Raw genomic sequence first — 21,098 nt, 5'->3', positions numbered from 1 at the left:
CGCGCGACATGATCGCTGCTGCCCTCACCCCTGCCCTCTCCCAAAGGGAGAGGGAGCAAGAGGAGGCGGCGCGATTCATCCTACGCAGTTTCCGCAAACAACTCGCGCCCGATCAACATCCTTCGAATCTCGCTCGTCCCCGCGCCAATCTCATACAGCTTGGCATCGCGCCACAGCCGCTCGACCGGAAACTCCTTGGTGTAGCCCACGCCGCCCAGCGCCTGGATCGCCTCGCCGGCCATCCACGTCGCCTTCTCGGCCGAGTAAAGAATGGCGCCGGCCGCGTCCTTGCGGAAGGTGCGCGCATGGTCGTTGCGGTCGCAGGCCTTGCCCACCGCGTACACATAGGCACGCGTGGCCTGCCAGGTCGAATACATGTCCGCCAACTTGCCCTGCATCAGCTGGAACTCGCCGATGCTCTGGCCGAACTGCTTGCGCTCGTGAATGAAGGGCAGCACCGCGTCCATGCAGGCCGCCATGATGCCCAGCGGGCCGCCCGACAGCACCGCGCGCTCGTAGTCGAGCCCGCTCATCAGCACCTTGGCGCCCATGCCTTCGCCGCCGAGCACGTTTTCTTCCGGCACTTCGCAGTTGTCGAAGAACAGCGGGTAGGTGTTGGAGCCGCGCATGCCGAGCTTGTCGAGCTTGCTGCCGGCCGAAAAGCCCTTGAAGCTTTTTTCGACGATGAAGGCCGTCATGCCGCGCGCACCCATCTCGGGTTCGGTCTTGGCGTAGATCACCAGCGTGTCGGCGTCGCCACCGTTGGTGATCCACATCTTGCCGCCGTTCAGCACGTAGTAGCCGTTCTTCTTCTCGGCCTTGAGCTTCATGCTCACGACGTCGGAGCCGGCGTTGGGCTCGCTCATGGCCAGCGCGCCCACATGCTCGCCGCTCACCAGCTTGGGCAGGTACTTTTTCTTTTGCGCGTCGCTGCCGTTGCGGTGGATCTGGTTCACGCACAGGTTGGAATGCGCGCCGTAAGAAAGGCCCACCGAGGCGGAGGCGCGCGAGACTTCTTCCATGGCCACGATGTGCGCCAGGTAGCCCAGTTCGGTGCCGCCGAACTCTTCTTTCACGGTCATGCCGTGCAGGCCGAGTTCGCCGAGCTTTTGCCACAGGTCGTGCGGAAACAGGTTGTCGCGGTCGATGTCGGCGGCGCGGGGCGCGATTTCGTTCGCGGCAAAGTCCTGGATGGCGCTGCGCAGCGAGTCGATGTCCTCGCCCAGGTCAAAGTTCAGGCCGGGATCGTGCATGTGTCTTGTCTCCTCTGAGGGGGTCGGCGCGCAGAGCTACCCACGCGGATTGGCGCTTGGAAGAACGCAGCTTACGCCTCGCCGCGCCGCAATTGGCGCCACAATGGTTGCAAATTGCGCCACGCACTCCTCGCCCGACCATGACCTCGCCCGCCTTCCTGAAACCCGCCCGAGCCGTCACGCCCATGGCCTTTGTGAGAGCCATTGTGAAGGGCTATGAGCGCTACGGCATGGACCCTGCCGAAGCCCTGAAAGCGGCACAGATCACGCCGCGCGAGCTGGCGCGGCCGGGCGCGCGGGTCACGGCGGCGCAGTTCGAGGCATTGTCGGAACATGCCATGCAGGAGCTGGACGACGAAGCGCTGGGCTGGTTCTCGCGGCGCCTGCCCTGGGGCAGCTACGGCATGCTGTGCCGCGCGTCGCTGAGTTCGCCCGACCTGGGCGTGGCCATCAAGCGCTGGTGCCGGCACCACCGGCTGCTTACCGAAGACATAGGTCTTGCGCTCGAGGTGGCGGGCGGCGTGGCCACGCTTCGCATTGCCGAGAACCGCCCGCTGGACGAGGCCTTTCGCGAGTTTTGCCTGGTGACGAGCCTGCGCTTCATGCACGGCTACATGTGCTGGGCCATCGACTCGCGCATTTCGCTGCGCAACGCGACCTTTCCGTTCGCGGCCCCGCCGCACCGCGATGCCTACGCGCCAATGTTCACGCCGGAGGTGCGCTTCGACGCGCCGCAGGCCACCATCAGCTTTGACGAGCGCTATCTCGCCCTGCCCTTGCAGCGTGACGAGCGGGCGCTACGCGCAATGCTCAAGCGTGCGTTGCCGCTCACCATCCTGCAGTACCGCCGCGACCGCCTGCTGGGGCAGAGGGTGCGAGAGCTGTTGCGCTCGCGCGCCGGCGAGGCCACGACGGCGGAGGCGCTGGCCACGCTGCTCAACGTATCAGGCCGCACGCTGCACCGGCAACTGCACGAAGAAGGGACATCGCTGCAGGTGCTGAAGAACGAAGTGCGCCACGAGATGGCGGTGGAGCAGCTGCGCCGGACCAGTCGGCCGATCAAGCAGGTGGCACTGGCGGTGGGGTTTCGCAACGAGAAGAGTTTTTCGCGTGCGTTCCTGCAGTGGACCGGGCATGCGCCGCGTGACTTTCGGGCGCTGGGGTTGTAGTTTGTTTTTGCTGCTGTTCGGGGGAGTTGTGCGGGGGGGGTTGTGCGGGGGCTGCTGTTCAGGGCGTGTGCACAGGCCACCGGGTACTCCCCTCCGCGAATGTCCCCCGGGGCTGCGCCCCTCCTCCTTTATTTCGCTGCGCGGAGCACCCGATGCCCTGTGCACTTGGGCACGCTGCTGGTGTACCGCTGATCAACGACTGCTCTGTACATCGCACCCGCTGGCGGGGTGCCTTACGCAGCGAAATAAAGGAGGAGGCCGCAGGCCGGGGGACATTCGCGGAGAAAGGTACCCCGTCGGCGGGCGCGCCGCCCTGAAAGAAGCAGCGCTAAAACCGAGCAATCACCCCGGCTGAGCAATCAAAGCCAGCGCATCCGAAATCGACTGGCTGTCTTCCGGCCGCACCAGCTTCGCGACTTCCTTGCCGTCGCGCATGAACACCAGCGTGGGCCATAGGCGCACGTTGAACGAGCGCCCCAAGGGACGGCCGCTGCCGTCTTCGACCTTGATGCGCGGGATGTCCGGATACTTGGCAAAAGCCTCTGCGATATTGGGTTGCGCGGCCTTGCAGATGCCGCACCAGTTGGTACCAAACTCGACCACCGCGGGGCCCTTCAGGGCGTCGATTTCAGCGCGGGCCGGTTGCTCGGTCTTGTATTCGGAAGTCATGACGATCTGGCTCCTTTCTTGGGTTGCTTGGCCCATTGCACCAAAATTTTGCGGGCTTGTTCGTGGCAGGGGCTTGGTTTTTTTGACCTGTTTTTTTCAGGCGGGCTGCATGCCATGCGAGGCAAGCAGCGCGGGCAGTTCCCGCATGTCGCTGAACACCTGCAGCGCGCCGACGCTGCGCAGCGCCTCGGGTCCGCTGTGGCCTGATTCGCCGGTGCTGTAGCCGAACACCGTGGCGCCCGCGGCCACGCCGGCCATGGCGCCCGTGACGGTGTCTTCGACTACGGCGCAGCGCTTCGGATCGACGCCTAGCGCCTCGGCGGCGGCAAGGTACACGTCGGGGTGCGGCTTGGAGCGCGGCATTTCGTGGCCGCTGAAGATACGGCCTTGAAAGCAATCGAGCAGGCCCACCTTCGCCAGTTGAAGCTCGACCTTGTGGCGGTCGGCACCCGAGGCGCAGGCGATGCGGCCCTTGAGCCTTGCATGAATATCGCGGATGGCCACGGGGGCGTGGGGAATGGCTACCAGGTCGCGCTCGAGGGCTTCGTTGCGGCGCGCCCTGAACGCCCTGAGCCACTCCTCGGTAATCCTGACGCCGGTCTTGGATTCGATGAGGTCCGTCTCGTCCTTCACGGCCTTGCCGGTGAAGGTGTTCATCGACTCTTCGGTGGTGAGATGCCAACCGAGTTCGCCGAGCATTTCGGCAAGCACGCGGTTGGTGATGGGTTCGGAGTCGACAAGAACGCCGTCGCAGTCGAAGAGGACTGCGGCGAAGGGAAATGGGGTCATTGCACTGGAGGGGTTTCGGGGAGAGCCCCTCATGGTAGCAACGACCCCGGGCGCGCTCAGGCCACGGGCCGTATCGGGATGTAGATCTCCCCGCCGCCCGCCATGAACTCCTTCGACTTTTCCTCCATGCCCTCGGCCATGGCTTCGGCCTCGGCCACGCCCTTTTTGGCGGCGTATTCGCGCACTTCCTGCGTGATCTTCATCGAGCAGAACTTCGGCCCGCACATCGAACAGAAATGCGCCACCTTGCTCGAATCCTTGGGCAGCGTCTCGTCGTGGAATTCACGTGCCGTGTCGGGGTCGAGCCCCAGGTTGAACTGGTCCTGCCAACGGAATTCGAAGCGCGCCTTGCTGAGCGCATCGTCGCGCGAACGCGCCCCAGGGTGCCCCTTGGCCACGTCCGCCGCATGCGCGGCGATCTTGTACGCAATGATCCCCTGCTTCACGTCGTCGCGGTCGGGCAGGCCCAGGTGCTCCTTCGGCGTCACGTAGCACAGCATCGCGGTGCCGGCCCAGCCGATCATCGCGGCGCCGATGGCGCTGGAGATGTGGTCGTAGCCCGGCGCGATGTCGATCGTCAACGGGCCGAGCGTGTAGAACGGCGCCTCGTGGCAGTGCTTGAGCTGCTCGTCCATGTTGGCCTGGATCATGTGCATCGGCACGTGGCCCGGCCCTTCGATCATGGTCTGCACGTCGTGCTTCCATGCGATCTGCGTCAACTCGCCCAGTGTGCGCAGCTCGGCAAACTGCGCCTCGTCGTTCGCATCCGCACCCGAGCCCGGGCGCAGTCCGTCGCCAAGCGAAAAGCTCACGTCGTAGGCCTTCATGATGTCGCAGATGTCCTCGAAGCGCTCGTAGAGAAAGCTCTCCTTGTGGTGCGCGATGCACCACTTGGCCATGATCGAGCCGCCGCGCGAGACGATGCCCGTCATGCGGTCGGCCGTCAGGTGGATGAATGGCAGGCGCACGCCGGCGTGGATGGTGAAGTAGTCGATGCCCTGCTCGGCCTGCTCGATCAGCGTGTCGCGGAAGATCTCCCAGGTCAGGTCTTCGGCCACGCCGCCCACCTTCTCAAGCGCCTGGTAGATCGGCACCGTGCCAATGGGCACCGGCGAGTTGCGCACGATCCAGTCGCGCGTGGTGTGGATGTTCTTGCCGGTGGAAAGATCCATCACGTTGTCGGCGCCCCAGCGGATTGCCCACACGAGCTTTTCCACTTCTTCCTCGATGCTCGAGGTGACTGCCGAATTGCCGATGTTGGCGTTGATCTTCACCTTGAAGTTGCGGCCGATGGCCATCGGCTCCACTTCGGGATGGTTGATGTTGGCCGGAATGATCGCGCGGCCACGTGCCACCTCGTCGCGCACGAACTCCGGCGTGATGATGCGCGGAATGCTGGCGCCCATCGGGTTGCCGGCCACGCGCTTGGCGCGCTCCTCGTTGGCCAGGTATTCGGCCATCCACTCGCGCTTGCCGTTCTCGCGCAGGGCCACGTACTCCATCTCGGGCGTGACGATGCCGCGGCGGGCATAGTGCATCTGCGTGACATTGGCACCCGACTTGGCGCGGCGCGGCGTGCGCTGCAATGCCGAGGCGCCGGCGCGCAGTTCGGCCAGGCGCTGGGCATCGTGGTCGTGCGCGTGCTTGAGGCCCTCGTCGAGCGCCTGGTGCGAGCGGCCTTCGTAGCTTTCGGTGTCGTTGCGCTCGACGATCCAGGCGCCGCGCACATCGGGCAGGCCCCGGCGCACGTCGATCTCTACCTTGGCGTCGGTGTAGGGCCCCGAGGTGTCGTAGAGCGACACGGTCTCGCCGTTGGTCAGCAGCACGTCGCGCACCGGCACGTTCAGGTCGGGCCGGCTGCCCGGAATCAGGCACTTGTGCGAAGCGGGAAAGGGCTCGCGCGTGAGCGAAAGCAGGGAGGTGAACTTGTCGGGGGCATTCATGCGGGGCACTCCTTGTTGAGGGAAAGGGTGCTCCGCAATCGCTCGGTGGACTTTGGGCCGCCACCGTGGTTGGGTGGGTGGCGGGACCGGAGTCAGGGAGTGCAGCTCTTCTTACGCCGGTATGACCCGGATCAAGTTCGCGGGTCGGCAGCTTTGCCATCTCAGCACGCCACATGCGTGCACCCCGGAGCGAGGCCGATTGTGCGAGCCTCGGCCCGCCGAGTCAACCAGGAGTCTGCAGATCGCCTTCGAGGTAGAACCAGCGATCGCCCTCGCGCACGAAGCGGCTGCGCTCGTGCAGCCGCGTGGCAGTGCCGGTGCTGCTGCGCTGCCGGGCGACGAATTCGACCTCGGCATGGTCGGCGTCGAGCACCGATCGCGAGCGGATGTCCAGGCCCAGCCATTTCACGCCCGGCTCGAACTCGATCGAGGCCGGCCGCTTCGACGCATGCCAGGTGGCAAGCAGGTAAGGCCCGCGCTCCAGCACAAAGGCTGTATAGCGCGAACGCATCAGCGATTCGGCGTCCGGCGCGGGCGTGCCCTCGAAATCCTCGAGGTAGCGGCCGCAGCACAGGGCATAGCCGATGGGCTTGTCTCGACGGTCCGTGCGGCCGCAGGGGCAGGGTCCGGTGGTGGGAACAGTGGCGCTCATGAAGGCCTCTATTGGAACACCTCGCGGCCCTGCCCCCGATGGGGCAACCCCGGAGCGTCTCCGGAGATCCACCCTTGGCTCAGTGCTTGCTAGACGTTAGCCTTGTTTCTGCACACGAAAAGAGCGAGGCGGCGATGTACCTGACAGGCTCCGAACAGCAGGCGCTGCGCGGCGTTTTCACGCTGCTGGCGGAAGACCGAGGCGAAGGCGACATTCGCGAGCGACTCGGCCGGGCGCTGCTCGACCTGCTGCATGCGGACCAGTTCGCCTCCTTCGTCTGGAATGCCGAGAGCGGCCGATTCGACGGCCGCGTGGCCCTGAACATGGACCCTGCCAACCTCGACCGCTACGGCGAATGGCACCAGCACCACGACCCGATCACCTTCGTGCTGCAGTCGCATCGCCGCGCCACGCGCGTGACCGACGTGATGCCCCAGCGTGAACTGATGCGCACAGAATTCTTCACCGACTTTCTTTCGCGCGACGGTCTGCACTGGGGCATGAACCTGCATGCGTTCGAGGGCAACCGGGCCTTGGGCGACCTGCGCATCTGGCGGTGCAAGGGCCGCGGTGACTTCGGCGATCATGAAAAGGCGCTGCTCGACCTGATCGAGCCGGCTTTCATCGGTGCGCTGCAGCGTGCTCAGCGTAAAGCGGCTGCCGTGCAAATACCCGCCGAACCGCCTTGGAGTGCCCTGAGCGCGCGAGAGCAGGAGGTCGCGCAGGCTGTCTGCGAAGGCCTGACCGACAAGGAGATCGCGCGCCGGATGGCGGTGAGCGTGCCGACGGTGCGCACCTACCTGCGGCGCATCTTCGACAAGCTCGGCATCGAGCGCCGCTCGGCACTGGCCGGTTGGGCCCAGCGCTGATACGGCGGAAAGCGTTTTACTTCGGCTTCGGGGCCGGCAGGCGGCCCAGCACGTTTTCCACCGCAAGGCCCACGGCGAGCAACTTTCGATCACTGCCGGCGGGCCCGTCGAGTTCCAACCCAACGGGCAGGCCGCTGGTCGTGCCAAGACCCGAGGGCAGCTGCACGCCCGGAATCCCGGCGTTGCTGCCGGGGTCGGTGTTCTGGATCAGCACGCCGAAGTTCTCGGGGCTGCTGGCTTCGGGTGCAGCCAGCGGAGCCACGCGCGGCACGGTAGCGAACACCAACGCGTCGAGGCGGTGCTGCGCGAAGGTGTCGCGGTAGAGCTTCTGCAATGCGGGCCGCGCGACGTGCATTGCGTTGTCGTAGGCCGGCTTGGCGTCGACCGTGCCATTCGGCGCGGGCAGCTTGCGTGGGACCACGAAGACTTCGAAGGTGCCCTTGACGTCCGGACTCACAACGCCGGCCGTCAGTTGCGCGATGTCGATGCCGGTGCGGTATTTCGCGAGGTACGCGACCATGTCGTCGTGCGCCTCGTAGAGCGCGACCGGAAAGCCGATGGCGCCATTGAGTTCCATGAGCTTGGGCATCTCCACGTCGACCAGCGTGACGCCCGCCGCGCGCAGCTTGGCCAGCGCTGCATCGGTCGCGGCGCGCGTGTCCGCGTCGAGGTTGGCGTAGAAAGCCGGCACCACGCCGAGCCGCACGCGCTTCAGGTCGGCGGGCTTCAGCGGGGCGCCGCCTGCAATCACGCGGTCGAGCAGCGCAACGTCGGCTATCGACTGCGCCATCGGCCCGGCGGTGTCGCGGGTGTGCGAGATCGGCGCGATGCCCCTCTGCGAATAGCGGCCCATGCTGGGACGCAGCGAAGCGCAGCCATTGAACGCGCATGGAATGCGCACCGAACCGCCCGTGTCGGTGCCCAGTGCCGCCGGCGCCATGCGCGCGCCGAGCGCCGACCCGTTGCCCGACGACGAACCGCCCGCCACGCGGCTGGCGTCGTAGGCATTGCGCACGCCCACCTCGGCGCCGGTCTGGAATGCGGGGTTGTAGCCCGTCACGCCGAAGGCCAGTTCGTGCATGTTCGTCTTGCCAAGAATGACGGCGCCGGCCGCGCGCAGCTTCGCGACCACCGGGGCATCGGCCGCGGACACAAAGCCCTTGAGCGCCGGCGAGCCCGCCGTGGCGGGCAGCCCCTGCACCTGGATGTTGTCTTTGATGACCACCGGCAGGCCGGCCAGCGGCTTGCAGGCGCCACCGCGCTTGCGCGCGGCATCGGCGGCGCGCGCGGCCTTCAGTGCGCCGGCCTCGTCGAGCGTGATGAAGGCGTTGAGGTTTGCCTTTTGCCTGGCCTGCGCAACGTAGGCCGTCACGAGCTGCTCGCTGGTGACGGTACCGGCGCAGAGCTGCTGCACGGCATCGCTCGCGGTCAGCGTGCCGATGTCAGCGGCGGCGGGCTGCGCCTGGGCGGATGCACCGAGGCACAGCAGGGCCGCGGCGAAGAAGAAGGATTTGGAATTGGACATGGCAAGAACCTTCGACGAAGAGACCGCCATGCTGCGCCAAGGGCGCCGTCCTGTCTGTCATCAAAACCGATGACACCGCATCCAGGCCCTACTGGAACATCACCCACTCGGGCCGCATGTTGAAACGCACCGGGAGAATGCTCACGCCCAGCCCGCTGGTCACGTACATGCGCTTGTCCTTGTGCGCGATCCAGCCATAGGCCCATTCGCGCGGCGCACGCCCCGGCACCACCAGTGCGCCGTAGCCCGGCACGCTGACCTGCCCGCCGTGCGTGTGCGCCGCCACCACCAGCCCACGGGTGAGCGGCATCGTCGCAAAGCTGAAGGGGTCGTGCATCATGACCAACGTGGCGGCGCCCTTCGGCACGCCGGCCAACGCCTTGTCCGGCTGCGAGTGGCCGGTCGAGTCGTCGCCGATGCCGACCACCCAGATGTCATGGCCCGGCAGGCGCACCGAGGCGTTCTCGAGCACGCGGATGCCCTCGGCGGACAAGGCGCGCGCGGTGCGTTCTCCGTCGTGCCACCAGTCGTGATTGCCGAGCACCGCGTACACGCCCTGCGGCGCTTTCAGGCGTCCCAGCACGGCAGCCATCTCTTCGATGGACAGGTCTTCGTCGCCGCCCGAACCCGCAAGAAAGTCGCCGGGCAGCAGGATCACGTCGGGCTGCGCGGCGTTGATCTGCTCGACGATGCGCGCGGCGCGCTCCACGCTGGTAATGCGCCATGCCGAGCGCGTGGTGAGATGCCAATCGCCCGCCACGGCCACCTTGAGCCCGGCGGGCGCTCGCCATTGCGCCGAACTCAACGGCTCGACGCGTGCCGCGACCCAGCGCGGCTCGACGGCAACTGTCCATACGGCCAGCGCCAGCAGCAGGACCGCTGCCGCGATCCGGAGCACCGGCAGCCGGCGGCGCGTACCGGAGCTCACGCCAGCGCGCGTTGAATCAGCAGCTTCTGGATGTCGGACGTGCCTTCGTAGATCTGGCACACCCGCACGTCGCGGTAAATGCGCTCGAGCGGGAAGTCGTTCACGTAGCCGTAGCCGCCCAGCGTCTGTATGGCGGCGCTGCACACACGCTCGGCCATTTCGCTCGCGAAGAGCTTGGCCATGGCGGCTTCCTTCAGGCACGGTCGGCCGGCGTCGCGCAGGCTCGCGGCGTGCCAGATCAATTGGCGGGCGGCTTCGAGCTGCGTGGCGCATTCGGCCAGGCGAAAACCCACGGCCTGCTGCTCGAAGATCGAACCGCCGAAGGCTTGGCGCTCCTTGGCGTAGGCCAGCGCCACGTCGAACGCGCTGCGCGCCATGCCCACGCTCTGCGCCGCAATGCCGATGCGACCACCTTCGAGCGCGCCCAGCGCGATCTTGTAGCCCTCGCCCTCGGCACCGATGAGGTTTTCCGCCGGGATGCGGCAGCCGTCGAAATTGATCTGCGCGGTATCGCTACTGTGCTGGCCGAGCTTGTCTTCGAGACGCGCCACGCTGTAACCGGGCGCATCGGTGGGCACGATGAACGCGCTCATGCCGCGCTTGCCGGCGCCCTTGTCGGTCACCGCGATGACGATGGCGACCTGCCCGTTCTTGCCGCTGGTGATGAACTGCTTCACGCCGTCGATCACGTAGCCGTCTGCGTCTCTGCGCGCCGTGGTGCGCAGGCTCGACGCATCGCTGCCGGCCTGTGGCTCGGTCAGGCAGAAGGCACCGAGCATTTGCCCTTGCGCCAGCGGTTCGAGCCACTGCTTCTTCTGCTGCGCGTTGCCGTAGCGCATGAGGATGGCGTTGACCGGGCAGTTGGTCACGCTGATGGCCGTGCTGGTGCCGCCGTCGCCGGCCGCAATTTCTTCGAGCACCAGCGCGAGCGTCAGGTAGTCGAGCCCCGCGCCGCCGTGTTCCTCGGGCACGCAGATGCCGTAGGCGCCCAGTGCCGCAAGGCCCTGGTGCGCTTCCTTCGGGAAGCTGTGCTCGCGGTCCCACTTCGGGGCGTTGGGCCAGAGTTCGGCTTGTGAAAAATCGCGTACCGCATCGCGGATGGCTTCCTGGTCGGCACTGAGCAGCATGGTGTGTCTCCTGTCCTTTTTATTCTTGCGTGCTTACTTGCCGGCGCCCAAGTCCATGATGAGCCGCGCCGCCATGTACAGGCGCCGTGGAATCGCGCTGATGTCCACGTATTCAGCCTTGTCGCTGTGATAGCCGAAGCCCGGCAGGCCCAGGCTTTCGATCACCGGCTTGCCCGAGAGCGCTGCGTAGGCTGCATCGGTGCCGCCGCCAGTGCGTTCTTCAACGCCCAGCGTGCCGCCCGCTTCCTTGTAGAAAGCGACGGCCTTCTCGACCAGCTTCTTGCCGCCTTCGCCTGCATTGAAGGCCGGGCGGCCGCGCGTGATCAGCACCTTGACGTCGGATTCCGGCAGCTTTTTCTGCTGCGCCTTTTCTTCCAGCGTCTTCATGGCAGCTTCGAAGTCTTCGTTCTGCGCGTAGCGCACGTCGGCATTCAGCGTGGCGCTGGCGGGAATGATGTTCGACACGCTGCCGGCCTTGGCAATGGTCCAGTTGAAGCGCAGGTGCTTGGCCTTGTCGTCGATGCTCATGGTGCGCAGCACCAGGTCGGATGCTTCCACGAGCGCGTTCACGCCGAGGTCGGGCGCGGCGCCGGCGTGCGAGGCCTTGCCGGTGATGTTGACCTGCACGTAGGCAATGCCCGAGGTACCGAGCGAAAGCTTTTCGTCGCCGGCCGACGTGGGTTCGAAGGAAAGCACGTAGTCGGCCTGCTTGGCTTCTTCCTGGATCAGGTCGCGCGAGCCGAAGGAGCCTTTTTCCTCGTCGGTGTTGAAGAGCACGGTGATGGTGCCGTAGTCGCGCACGCCGTAGTCCTTGAGCAGCTTCAGCGTGTGCAGGATGACGGCGTTGCCGCCCTTGTCGTCGGCAATGCCGGGCCCGTAGGCCTTGGTGCCTTCGATGCGGAAAGGCGCCTTAGCAAGCGTGCCCTTGAGGTACACGGTGTCCATGTGCGACATCAGCAGCAGGTTCTTGCCGCCACGGCCCTTGATCTTGCCGACGATGTTGTCGCCCACCACGAGCCCGGCCGATTTGCTGCGCGTGACGGTGAAGCCGAGGTTCTTGAGTTCGGCCTCGAGGTAGTTGCCAGCGGCCGCAATGCCTTCGGCATCGCCCGTGCCGGTTTCGATGTTGACGAGCTGCTCCAGCGTCTTGAGGACGGCGGGCTGCGCATCGGTCGCGGCCTGGAAGAGCACGTTGTCGCGTTTCTGCGCCCAGCCGGCGGCGGGCGCAAGAAAGGCGCCGGCGAGCAAGGCCGTCATGACGGTACGTTGGATGGATGGGCGCATGAAGAACCTCCTGGCGTCTGCGATATTTTTGAAGAAAAACCACGAAGCGCCCCGGCAAGGAGCGCTTGTGGCGGTCGTTTTTATCAGAGCAATTCGAGTGCCACGGCGGTGCCTTCACCACCGCCGATGCACAGCGTGGCCACGCCGCGCTTCTTGCCGCGTGCCTTCAGCGCATGAATGAGTGTGACCATGATGCGCGCGCCGCTGGCGCCGATGGGGTGGCCCAGCGCGCAGGCGCCGCCGTTCACGTTGACGATCTCGTGCGACACGTCGAGCTCGTGCATCAGCGCCATGGGCACCACGGCGAACGCCTCGTTCACTTCCCACAGGTCGACGTCTTTCACGCTCCAGCCGGTCTTCTTGAACAGCTTGGCGACGGCGCCGACCGGCGCGGTGGAAAACCACTCGGGCTGCTGCGCATGCGTGGCATGGCCGACGATGCGCGCGATGGGCTTGGCGCCGATCTTCTTCGCATGCGATTCGGTCATCATCACCAACGCCGCGGCGCCGTCGTTGATCGACGAGCTCGATGCGGCGGTGATGGTGCCGTTCTCTTTCTTGAACGCGGGCTTGAGCGTGGCGATCTTGTCGAGCTTGACCTTGCCCGGGCCTTCGTCGATGGAAATAACGGTGTCGCCGCCGCGGCCCTTCACGGTGACGGGCGTGATCTCATCCTTGAACGCGCCGGACTCCGTGGCCGCCTTGGCGCGCTGCACGCTGGCAATGGCAAAGGCGTCTTGCTGCTCGCGCGTGAACTTGTACTTGGCGGCGCAGTCTTCGCCGAAGGTGCCCATCGAGCGGCCCGGCTGGTAGGCGTCTTCCAGGCCGTCGAGCATCATGTGGTCATAGATCTTGTCGTGGCCCATGCGGTAGCCGCCGCGGCCCTTGAGCATGAGGTAAGGCGCGTTGGTCATGCTTTCCATGCCGCCAGCAACCATTACCTCGTGCGTGCCGGCCAGCAGCAAATCATGCGCGAGCATGGCGGCCTTCATGGCCGAGCCGCACATCTTGCTGAGCGTGACCGCGCCCGCGCTGTCGGGCAGGCCGCCCTTGTAGGCCGCCTGGCGCGCCGGCGCCTGGCCCTGGCCCGCCATGAGGCAGTTGCCGAACAGCACTTCGCCGACGCTGTCAGGTGCAATGCCGGCGCGCTCCACGGCGGCCTTGATGGCGGCGCCGCCGAGGTCGTGCGCGGAAAGGGAAGAAAAGTCGCCCTGGAAGCTCCCCATGGGGGTGCGGGCGGCGCCGACGATGACGATGGATTCGGACATGGTGATCTCCTTCGGAAAGTTGAAAGGTGTCGCGGTGGACCGGGTCTCAATCAAAAATGCGTCGCGTGTCCGTCGTGCGGAAAGCGCTGCGCTTCTTCGTACGGGAACACATCGAGCATCTGCCCGGCCTGGATGCGTTCCTTGTGGTGCTGCCAGAAGGCGGCGTCGAGCAGGTCGGCGTGGTGCGCCATGAAGGCTTCGCGCACCGCGTCGTTGCCCAGCAGGAAGGGGCCGAAGGTTTCGGGAAACACGTCCTTCGGGCCCACTGAGTACCAGACCTCGCCGCTCATCTCGTCTTCCTCGTTGCGCGCGGCGGGCACCTTGCGGAACTGGCAGTCGGTGATGTATTCGATTTCGTCGTAGTCGTAGAACACGACCTTGCCTCCGCGCGTGACGCCGAAGTTCTTCCACAGCATGTCGCCGGGGAAGATGTTGGCGGCCACCATGTCCTTGATGGCGTTGCCGTATTCGACGACCGCGTGCTCCAACTGCTCCTGTGCACGCTTGGCATGCGCAGGGCTTTCGGGGTTGGCCAGCGTGTCGAAGGCTTCCTGCAGAAAGATGTTGAGCGGGATCATGCGGCGCTCGATGTAGACGTGCTTGAGCACCAGCTCCATCTCCCCGTTGCCGTCGCGGTCGGCAATTTCGAGCTGGCTTGGCGCGAACTTCTGGATCTCCTCGATCAGTTCGGGCTCGAAGCGGTCGAGCGGAAAACCCACGTCGCTGTACTCCAGCGTGTCGGCCATGCGGCCGACGCGGTCGTGCTGCTTCACCAGCAGGTACTTGCCCTTGATCTGCTCCCGCGTTGTGTCTTTCTGCGGCGGGTAGAAGTCCTTGATGACCTTGAAGACAAACGGGAACGAAGGCAGGTCGAACACCAGCATGACCATGCCCTTGATGCCCGGCGCGATGCGGAAGCGGTCGCTCGAATAGTTGAGGTGCGAAAGAAAGTCGCGGTAGAACAGCGTCTTGCCCTGCTTTGCGAGGCCCAGCGCGTTGTAGATTTCGGCGCGCGGCTTGCGCGGCATGAGCGAGCGCAGGAACTGCACGCAGGCCGAGGGCACTTCCATGTCGACCATGAAGTAGGCGCGCGCAAAGCTGAAGAGCATCTGCAGGTCGTCTTCGCCGAAGAGCGCCGCATCCACATAGAACTTGCCATGCCTGTCGTGCAATATGGGCAGCGAGAACGGCAGCTCGACAAAACCGTTCATGATCTTGCCGACCACGTAGGCGCCCTTGTTGCGGTAGAACAGCCCCGACAGCACCTGGATCTGAAAATTGGCGCGCAGCTTTACCTGGTGAAAGCGCCCCATGATGGCGTGCGCCACGCGCTCGGAATCGCGGCGCTTGTTGGCAAAGCTGCCCTGCAGGCCGTAGTCGTCCAGCATCTGCTCGATGGTGTCGGCCAGCGTCTCGTGCGAGGGGTAGTAGGGCCTGTACGTGGGCGCGCCGCGTGGCTCGATGTATTCGGTGCTGATGGCCGGCCGAACGAAAATGAAGTCGTTCTGGAAGTAGGCGCGGTGCAGGATCTTGGTCGTGACCGAGTTGAAGAAGCTTTCGGCCAGCTCGGGCTGGTGGTGGTCCACCAGCAGGCCGATGAAGTGCAGCTTGACCTGGTGCCACACCTCCATCGGCTGGTCGCCGGCCTTGAATTCCTTTTCGAGCCGGGCCACGGCCTCGTTCACCCGCAGGTCATAGAACTCGATGCGCTCGCGCTGCGCGCGCTGCTGGCCATGCCAGTCGGCCGTTTCGAAGCGGTGCTTGGCGCGCGCCGATTCGGCACGGAAGAGGCTGTAATGGCGGTTGAACCCATCGATCATCGCCTTGGCGATGTCGTAAGCCAGCGGCGAATCGAGGCGCTGCGGGAACATGGGCTCAGCCGGTTTTCGTTTCGTTGCCTGCAGCGGGCTGTACAGCGTCTACGGTCGGGATGGCCGGAACGGCTTCGGCAGTGATTCCATCGGCGCCCGCCTGGCCGGAAGGCGACGCGCCCAGCGGCTTGCTCCACTTGTAGCGAATGCGTTGCACCGCCGCCTTGTACACCGCGTCGAGCGGCTTGGCGCCGTCGACGTTCAGGCCCAGGTCCTGGAGCAGGCCGTCGTGCACGCCGAAGGTCCAGCCGTGGATCTTGACCTTCTGGCCGCGTCCCCAGGCGTCGACCATGACGGTGCTGACGGCCACGTTGACCACCTGCTCGGCCACGTTGAGCTCGCACAGCGCATCGACGCGCACGTCTTCAGGCAGGCTGTCGAGCATCACGGCGTGGCGGTCGCGCACGTCCTGGATGTGGCGGATCCAGTTGTCGGCCAGGCCGATGCGCTTGCCGCTGAGCGCCGCCTTGACGCCCGCGCAGCCGTAGTGGCCCACCACCATGATGTGCTCGACCTTCAGGTGCTCGACTGCGAATTGAATCGCCGAGAGCGCGTTCAGGTCGGAATGCACCACGATGTTGGCAACGTTGCGGTGCACGAACACCTCGCCCGGCTCCAGCCCGGTGATCTGGTTGGCGGGCACGCGGCTGTCGGAACAGCCGATCCACATGTAGCGCGGCGTCTGCTGCTTTACCAGGCTGGTGAAGAAACCAGGCCGGTCGCGTTCCATTTGTGCGGACCAGGCACGGTTGTGGGCAAAGAGGTCATCAAGAGTGTCGGACATGGTGTGATTGTCGATGAGTCGTGATTCGGATGCGGTGTGTCTGGGGTACCCTGTCAGGCCGCCTTGGCCGACCGCTGGGCCTTGGCCAGTGCCGCGCGGCCTTTTTTCTCGTGCTCGCGCACTTCGGCCAGGTTGGCCTGCAGCTCGGCAAGCTGCTCTTCCAGTTGGGCGCGGTGCGCGCCCAGCACGCCGAGAAACTTCTGCAGTTGCGCCACGGTGTCGCGCGGGCTGTCGTACATGTCGAGGATTTCCTTCGCCTCCGTCAGGCTCAGGCCCAGGCGCTTGGCGCGCAGCGTGAGCGTAAGGCGCGCCCGGTCGCGCGCGCTGTAGACGCGCTGCATGCCGGCCCGCTCCGGCGTCAGCAGCCCCATGTCTTCATAGAAGCGAATGGCGCGCGTCGTCAGGTCGAACTCCTTCGCGAGTTGGCTGATGGTGAAGGTTTGCGCGGACATGTATGTCTGGAATCGGTCGAAGAGCCGCCTGGAGGGACGTTGCGGTGGCGACAGCAGGTTTGTCCCGGTCTCCCTACAATGATGCCCTTAACCCATGACGTTTACGTAAACGTCAATCTTACATGAACCTCCTCGAACGCGAACTCCACTACCCACTGGGCGACACCCTGCCCGCGCCCGGCGAAGCACTGGAAGTCGCGCCGGGCGTGCGATGGATCCGCATGCGGCTGCCGTTTGCGCTCGACCACATCAACCTCTGGCTGCTGCGCGACAGCCTCGACGGCGTCGAGGGCTGGACGGTGGTCGACTGCTGCATTGCCCACGACGAAGCCCGCAAGCAATGGGAGCAGGTGTTCGAAACGCAGCTGCAGGGCCTGCCGATCCTGCGCGTGATCGTCACGCACATGCATCCCGACCACATCGGCCTGGCCGACTGGCTGTGCAAGCGCTGGAACGCGCCGCTGTGGATCAGCTCGACCGACTACCACGTGGCCCGCGTGCTGACCTCCGCCGGCGACACGCTGGCCGGCGGCGACCAAGCCGCGAGCTTCTTTGCGTCGCACGGGCTGACCGACGCGGAGGCAGTGGCCAAGATTCGCGCCCGTACCAACTACTACGCCAACATGGTGCCTTCGGTGCCCGAGCGCTTCACGCGCATGATGGACGGCGACACGGTCACCATCAACGGCCACGCCTGGCGCTGCATCAGCGGCTACGGCCATGCGCCCGAGCACATTGCGCTGTACTGCGACGAACTGAAGCTACTGCTGGGCGGCGACATGATGCTGCCGCGCATCTCGACCAACGTGAGCGTGCACTCGGGCGAGCCCGAGGCCAACTCGCTGCGGCTCTTCCTGGACAGCATCGACAAGTTCAAGGCGCTGCCCGCCGACACGCTGGGCCTGCCATCGCACGGCAAGCCGTTCACCGGCATTCACCGCCGCGTCGACCAGCTGCAGGAGCACCACCGCGACCGCCTGGCCGAACTGTTCGAAGCCTGCACCGCGCGCCCGCTGACCGCGGCCGAGGGCCTGCCCATCCTGTTCAAGCGCGAACTCGACCTGCACCAGATGACCTTTGCCATGGGCGAGACCGTGGCGCACCTGCACCTGCTGTGGTTCTCGGGCCAGCTCAGGCGCGAACTGGGGCCGGACGGCATCTACCGCTTCGGAGCCCGCAGCGCCGCCGCGTAGGGATTTAGACTCGCCGGATGGACACGCTGGCTGAGCTGCGCGCCGGCCGGCTGGCTGGTGCCAAACGAATCGATCTCTCGTGCGGACTCACGGAGTTTCCGCGCGAAATTTATGACCTGGCGGATTCGCTCGAGGTCTTGAACCTTTCGGGCAACGCGCTCGATGCGCTGCCCGACGATCTGGACCGGCTGCACCGCCTTCGCGTGCTGTTCTGCTCCGACAACCGCTTCACGCAGCTGCCCGAATCCATCGGGCAATGCCAAGGCCTGGAGATGGTCGGCTTCAAGGCCAACCGCATCCGCGCCGTGCCCGCTGCCGCGCTGCAATTGCCTTCTTTGCGCTGGCTGATCCTGACGGACAACCAGGTCGAGACATTGCCCGAGGCCATTGGCCAATGCACGCGAATGCAGAAGCTCATGCTCGCCGGCAATCAGCTGCGCGCGCTGCCGGAATCGCTGGCGGCCTGCGACCAGATCGAGCTGCTGCGCATCTCGGCCAACCGCTTCGAGACGCTGCCCCAGTGGCTGCTCTCGCTGCCGCGACTTTCGTGGCTTGCCGGCGCGGGCAATCCTTTCGATGCGCAAGCCGAAGACGCGGCCATTGCCGCGCAATCGGTACCGCACGTCGACTGGCGCGAGCTGGCGCTCGGTGAAAAGCTCGGCGAAGGTGCCTCGGGGGTGATCTACCGGGCGACTCTCGGCGCAGCCTCGCAGCCCGTGGCCGTCAAGCTGTTCAAGGGCGCAGTGACGAGCGATGGCTGGCCGCACAGCGAAATGGCCGCGAGCATCGCAGCCGGCGCGCACCCGACATTGATTGCCGCGCAAAGCCGGATCGACGGGCATCCGGAAGGCACCGAAGGCCTGGTCATGGCGCTGGTTGACCCATCTTTTCGCACGCTCGCGGGACCGCCAAGCCTGGCGTCGTGCACGCGCGACGTCTACGCGGCCGACGCGCAATGGACTTCCGGCGTGGCGTTGCGCATTGCGCGCGACATCGCGTCCGCCATGCGGCATCTGCATGCGCGCGGCATTCTTCACGGCGACCTCTATGCGCACAACATCCTGTGGAACGCGCAGGGCGGCGGGTTGCTCGGCGACTTTGGCGCGGCCTGGATGACCGGCGCGCTCGCTCCTACGCAAATCGGGGCGTTGCAACGGATGGAGACGCGCGCCTTCGGCTGCCTGCTGGAAGAGCTGCTCGACCGCTGCAGCGATGCGCCGCCAGACGCCATGGCCGTGTTGAAAGACCGCTGCATGCAACCCGACATTGCCGCGCGACCGTCGTTTGCCGAGGCATCGGCCCTGCTGCTCCAAGGCGAGCTCTCGCAATGACAGGGGCACGCTTGCCGCTGCCCACGCGCGACGGGGTCGGCCCGAGCTGCGTCGGCTTGCCGCAAGGTCACTGGCCCACCATCGTCGAGTTCTTGATCGAACGCTTTCCGGCGATCTCGCGCGAGGCGTGGATGGCCCGCATCGAGGCCGGTGACGTGATCGACGAGCACGGGGCGCCTGTGACTGCCCAGCGCCGATACCAGGCACCGCTGCGCGTGTACTACTACCGCACGCTCGACGCCGAGGTGCGCATTCCGTTCGACGAGCAGGTGCTGTTCCAGGACGACCAGCTCGTGGTGGTCGACAAACCGCCCTTCCTGCCCGTAACGCCCACCGGCAAGTATCTGCAGGAAAGCCTGCTGGTGAGGCTCAAGCGCAAGCTGAAGCTCGACGACTTGGTGCCGCTGCACCGCATCGACCGCAGCACGGCCGGGCTGGTGCTGTTTTCGGTACGCCCCGAAACGCGCGGCGCGTACCAGGCCATGTTCCCCGAGCGGCGCATCGCCAAGCACTACGAAGCCGTGGTGCCGTGGCTACCCGGCGTGTCGTCGGTGCCCGGCACTTACCGCAGCCGGCTGGTCGACGACGAGCATTTCATGCGCGTGAAGGAAGAAGCCGGCGAGCCCAATTCGGAAACGCGCATCGCCGTGGGGCAAGCGGCCGACGGCTACGCGCTACTGAAGCTTTCGCCGGTGACCGGCCGCAAGCATCAGTTGCGAGTGCACTGCATGGCGCTCGGCATGCCGATCGTCAACGACCCGATCTACCCCACCCTGCTGCCCCCTGACAGCGACGACTTCGACAAGCCCTTGCAGTTGCTGGCCAAGTCGGTGGCGTTTCAGGACCCCGTGAGCGGCGAGCTGCGCAGCTTCACGAGCCCCCGGAGCCTGGCGCTGCCGCCAAGGTGACGCGCTGCGCGCACGCAGCGCACTAAGCTCGTTTCCTGAAATCTTTCATTCAGGAGACACCCGCACCATGGACACCACCCAACTCTTCTCGCTGAAGGGCCGCAGCGCCTTGATCACCGGCGGCTCGCGCGGCATCGGCCGCATGATCGCCGAGGGCTTTCTGGCCCAGGGCGCGCGCGTGTACATCTCGGCCCGCAAGGCCGCCGCGTGCGACCAGACCGCCAATGAGCTTTCGGCCTTCGGCCATTGCGTATCTCTGCCGGCCGACGTGTCGACGCTGGAAGGCGCGCAGGCGCTGGTCGATGCTTATGCCAGGCACGAAGACTCGCTCGACATCCTGGTGAACAACGCCGGCGCGGCGTGGGGCGCGCCGTATGACGAGTTTCCGGAGAGCGGCTGGGACAAGGTGGTGGACCTGAACCTGAAGACGCCCTTCTTCTTGACCAAGGCACTGACGCCGATGCTCAAGAAGGCAGCGACCGATCACCTTGCCAAGGTGATCAACATTGCGTCCATCGACGGGATTTCGGTGAACCCGCAGGAAACGTATTCGTATGCGGCGAGCAAGGCCGGGCTGATTCAGCTGACCCGGCGCATGGCGCTGCGGCTGGCGCAAGAGCGGATTGTGGTGAGTGCGATTGCGCCTGGGGCGTTTGCTTCGGACATGAACAAGCTGGCGCGTGATCATGGGGATGAGGTGAAGGAGCGAATTCCTGCGGGGCGGATTGGAGTGCCTGAGGATATGGCTGGGGCGGCTATTTATTTGGCTTCGCGGGCGGGGGACTATGTGATGGGGTCTACGTTGGTGGTGGATGGGGGGGTTACGCACGCGCGTTGAATCGTTTGCTTGGTTTGCTTCCGAGGCGGGGCTTTGTTTTGGTTCCGAGGCCGGGTGTCGCCCCGGCGGGCGACTCACTTTCTTTGCTTCGCCAAAGAAAGTAAGCAAAGAAAGGCGACCCCTACTGTCTGCGTCCCTTCGCTGCGCTGCGGGCAACCTGCGGTGCTCGACTCCGGCGGGGGTCCGCAGAACTCGCTTCGCTCAAACAGCTGCGGCCCTGATCCCGCCTCCATCTGCGCTCCTCG

At 65.7% G+C, this 21,098-nt stretch carries 19 protein-coding genes and 1 riboswitch; of the genes, 6 read left to right on the top strand and 13 right to left on the bottom strand.

Features of this window, described 5'->3' with window-relative positions:
- Positions 1 to 80: 80 nt before the first annotated feature.
- Entirely contained in the window at positions 81 to 1,253 is a 1,173-nt protein-coding gene (locus tag V9L21_RS14215; protein ID WP_157616060.1) for an isovaleryl-CoA dehydrogenase, read from the bottom strand.
- Positions 1,254 to 1,393: 140 nt separating this feature from the next.
- Here V9L21_RS14215 and V9L21_RS14210 point away from each other — a divergent pair, with 140 nt between their 5' ends.
- Positions 1,394 to 2,422: an AraC family transcriptional regulator gene (locus tag V9L21_RS14210; protein ID WP_337312849.1), complete on the top strand. Its 1,029-nt coding sequence runs from the start codon at positions 1,394 to 1,396 to the stop codon at positions 2,420 to 2,422.
- 342 nt (positions 2,423 to 2,764) lie between these two features.
- Here V9L21_RS14210 and V9L21_RS14205 read toward each other — a convergent pair whose 3' ends face one another.
- The 4 genes from V9L21_RS14205 to V9L21_RS14190 all read right to left on the bottom strand — a co-directional run bounded on the left by V9L21_RS14205 (position 2,765) and on the right by V9L21_RS14190 (position 6,475).
- Positions 2,765 to 3,091, bottom strand: a complete 327-nt coding sequence (locus V9L21_RS14205) for a thioredoxin family protein (RefSeq protein WP_126748240.1) — start codon at positions 3,089 to 3,091, stop codon at positions 2,765 to 2,767.
- 96 nt (positions 3,092 to 3,187) lie between these two features.
- Complete coding sequence (locus V9L21_RS14200; protein ID WP_337312846.1) at positions 3,188 to 3,880, bottom strand: HAD family hydrolase; 693 nt, start codon at positions 3,878 to 3,880, stop codon at positions 3,188 to 3,190.
- A gap of 56 nt (positions 3,881 to 3,936) precedes the next feature.
- Complete coding sequence (gene thiC, locus V9L21_RS14195; protein ID WP_337312844.1) at positions 3,937 to 5,823, bottom strand: phosphomethylpyrimidine synthase ThiC; 1,887 nt, start codon at positions 5,821 to 5,823, stop codon at positions 3,937 to 3,939.
- Between the two features lie 91 nt (positions 5,824 to 5,914).
- Positions 5,915 to 6,020: riboswitch (TPP riboswitch) on the bottom strand.
- A gap of 26 nt (positions 6,021 to 6,046) precedes the next feature.
- On the bottom strand, positions 6,047 to 6,475 hold the full coding sequence (locus V9L21_RS14190) for a YchJ family protein (RefSeq protein WP_281146568.1): 429 nt from the start codon (positions 6,473 to 6,475) through the stop codon (positions 6,047 to 6,049).
- 134 nt (positions 6,476 to 6,609) lie between these two features.
- Here V9L21_RS14190 and V9L21_RS14185 point away from each other — a divergent pair, with 134 nt between their 5' ends.
- Complete coding sequence (locus V9L21_RS14185) at positions 6,610 to 7,344, top strand: helix-turn-helix transcriptional regulator (protein ID WP_337312841.1); 735 nt, start codon at positions 6,610 to 6,612, stop codon at positions 7,342 to 7,344.
- Positions 7,345 to 7,360: 16 nt separating this feature from the next.
- Here the strand turns inward: V9L21_RS14185 and iaaH are convergent, their stop codons facing one another.
- The 8 genes from iaaH to V9L21_RS14145 form a co-directional block, all read right to left on the bottom strand.
- Positions 7,361 to 8,869, bottom strand: coding sequence for an indoleacetamide hydrolase (iaaH, locus tag V9L21_RS14180; RefSeq protein WP_337312839.1), 1,509 nt, complete (start codon positions 8,867 to 8,869; stop codon positions 7,361 to 7,363).
- Between the two features lie 88 nt (positions 8,870 to 8,957).
- A complete protein-coding gene (locus tag V9L21_RS14175) occupies positions 8,958 to 9,797 on the bottom strand; it encodes a metallophosphoesterase (protein WP_337312837.1) in 840 nt (279 codons plus the stop codon).
- Positions 9,794 to 10,924, bottom strand: a complete 1,131-nt coding sequence (locus tag V9L21_RS14170) for an acyl-CoA dehydrogenase family protein (RefSeq protein ID WP_337312835.1) — start codon at positions 10,922 to 10,924, stop codon at positions 9,794 to 9,796. The genes V9L21_RS14175 and V9L21_RS14170 overlap by 4 nt, the downstream gene beginning before the upstream one ends.
- Before the next feature lie 33 nt (positions 10,925 to 10,957).
- The gene (locus tag V9L21_RS14165) at positions 10,958 to 12,208 is read right to left on the bottom strand and encodes a glutamate carboxypeptidase (RefSeq protein WP_337312833.1); all 1,251 of its coding nucleotides are present in this window, start codon (positions 12,206 to 12,208) and stop codon (positions 10,958 to 10,960) included.
- 83 nt (positions 12,209 to 12,291) lie between these two features.
- Positions 12,292 to 13,476 (bottom strand): acetyl-CoA C-acyltransferase, encoded by a 1,185-nt coding sequence (locus tag V9L21_RS14160; protein WP_281146562.1) that lies wholly within the window; start codon positions 13,474 to 13,476, stop codon positions 12,292 to 12,294.
- A gap of 50 nt (positions 13,477 to 13,526) precedes the next feature.
- Positions 13,527 to 15,347, bottom strand: coding sequence for a bifunctional isocitrate dehydrogenase kinase/phosphatase (gene aceK / locus V9L21_RS14155; protein ID WP_337312831.1), 1,821 nt, complete (start codon positions 15,345 to 15,347; stop codon positions 13,527 to 13,529).
- A gap of 4 nt (positions 15,348 to 15,351) precedes the next feature.
- Entirely contained in the window at positions 15,352 to 16,131 is a 780-nt protein-coding gene (can, locus tag V9L21_RS14150; RefSeq protein ID WP_337312828.1) for a carbonate dehydratase, read from the bottom strand.
- A 53-nt stretch (positions 16,132 to 16,184) separates the two neighbouring features.
- On the bottom strand, positions 16,185 to 16,583 hold the full coding sequence (locus V9L21_RS14145) for a MerR family transcriptional regulator (protein WP_157616072.1): 399 nt from the start codon (positions 16,581 to 16,583) through the stop codon (positions 16,185 to 16,187).
- A gap of 122 nt (positions 16,584 to 16,705) precedes the next feature.
- On the opposite strand from V9L21_RS14145, the gene V9L21_RS14140 reads away from it, so the two are divergent.
- The 4 genes from V9L21_RS14140 to V9L21_RS14125 all read left to right on the top strand — a co-directional run bounded on the left by V9L21_RS14140 (position 16,706) and on the right by V9L21_RS14125 (position 20,853).
- On the top strand, positions 16,706 to 17,776 hold the full coding sequence (locus V9L21_RS14140) for an MBL fold metallo-hydrolase (RefSeq protein ID WP_337312826.1): 1,071 nt from the start codon (positions 16,706 to 16,708) through the stop codon (positions 17,774 to 17,776).
- Positions 17,777 to 17,793: 17 nt separating this feature from the next.
- On the top strand, positions 17,794 to 19,107 hold the full coding sequence (locus tag V9L21_RS14135; protein ID WP_337312824.1) for a leucine-rich repeat-containing protein kinase family protein: 1,314 nt from the start codon (positions 17,794 to 17,796) through the stop codon (positions 19,105 to 19,107).
- Positions 19,104 to 20,015, top strand: coding sequence for a pseudouridine synthase (locus V9L21_RS14130; RefSeq protein WP_337312822.1), 912 nt, complete (start codon positions 19,104 to 19,106; stop codon positions 20,013 to 20,015). Before V9L21_RS14135 ends, V9L21_RS14130 begins: the two co-directional genes overlap by 4 nt.
- Positions 20,016 to 20,082: 67 nt before the next feature.
- Positions 20,083 to 20,853 carry an SDR family oxidoreductase gene (locus V9L21_RS14125; protein ID WP_337312820.1) on the top strand — a complete coding sequence of 257 codons (771 nt, stop codon included), beginning with the start codon at positions 20,083 to 20,085 and terminating at the stop codon, positions 20,851 to 20,853.
- The last annotated feature ends 245 nt before the right edge of the window (positions 20,854 to 21,098 follow it).

This window comes from Variovorax sp. CCNWLW235 (assembly GCF_037204085.1).
In the GTDB taxonomy this organism is placed as follows: Bacteria; Pseudomonadota; Gammaproteobacteria; order Burkholderiales; family Burkholderiaceae_C; genus Variovorax.
The sequence above is the reverse complement of the archived record's forward strand: the minus strand, read 5'-3'. Positions and strand labels throughout refer to the sequence as shown.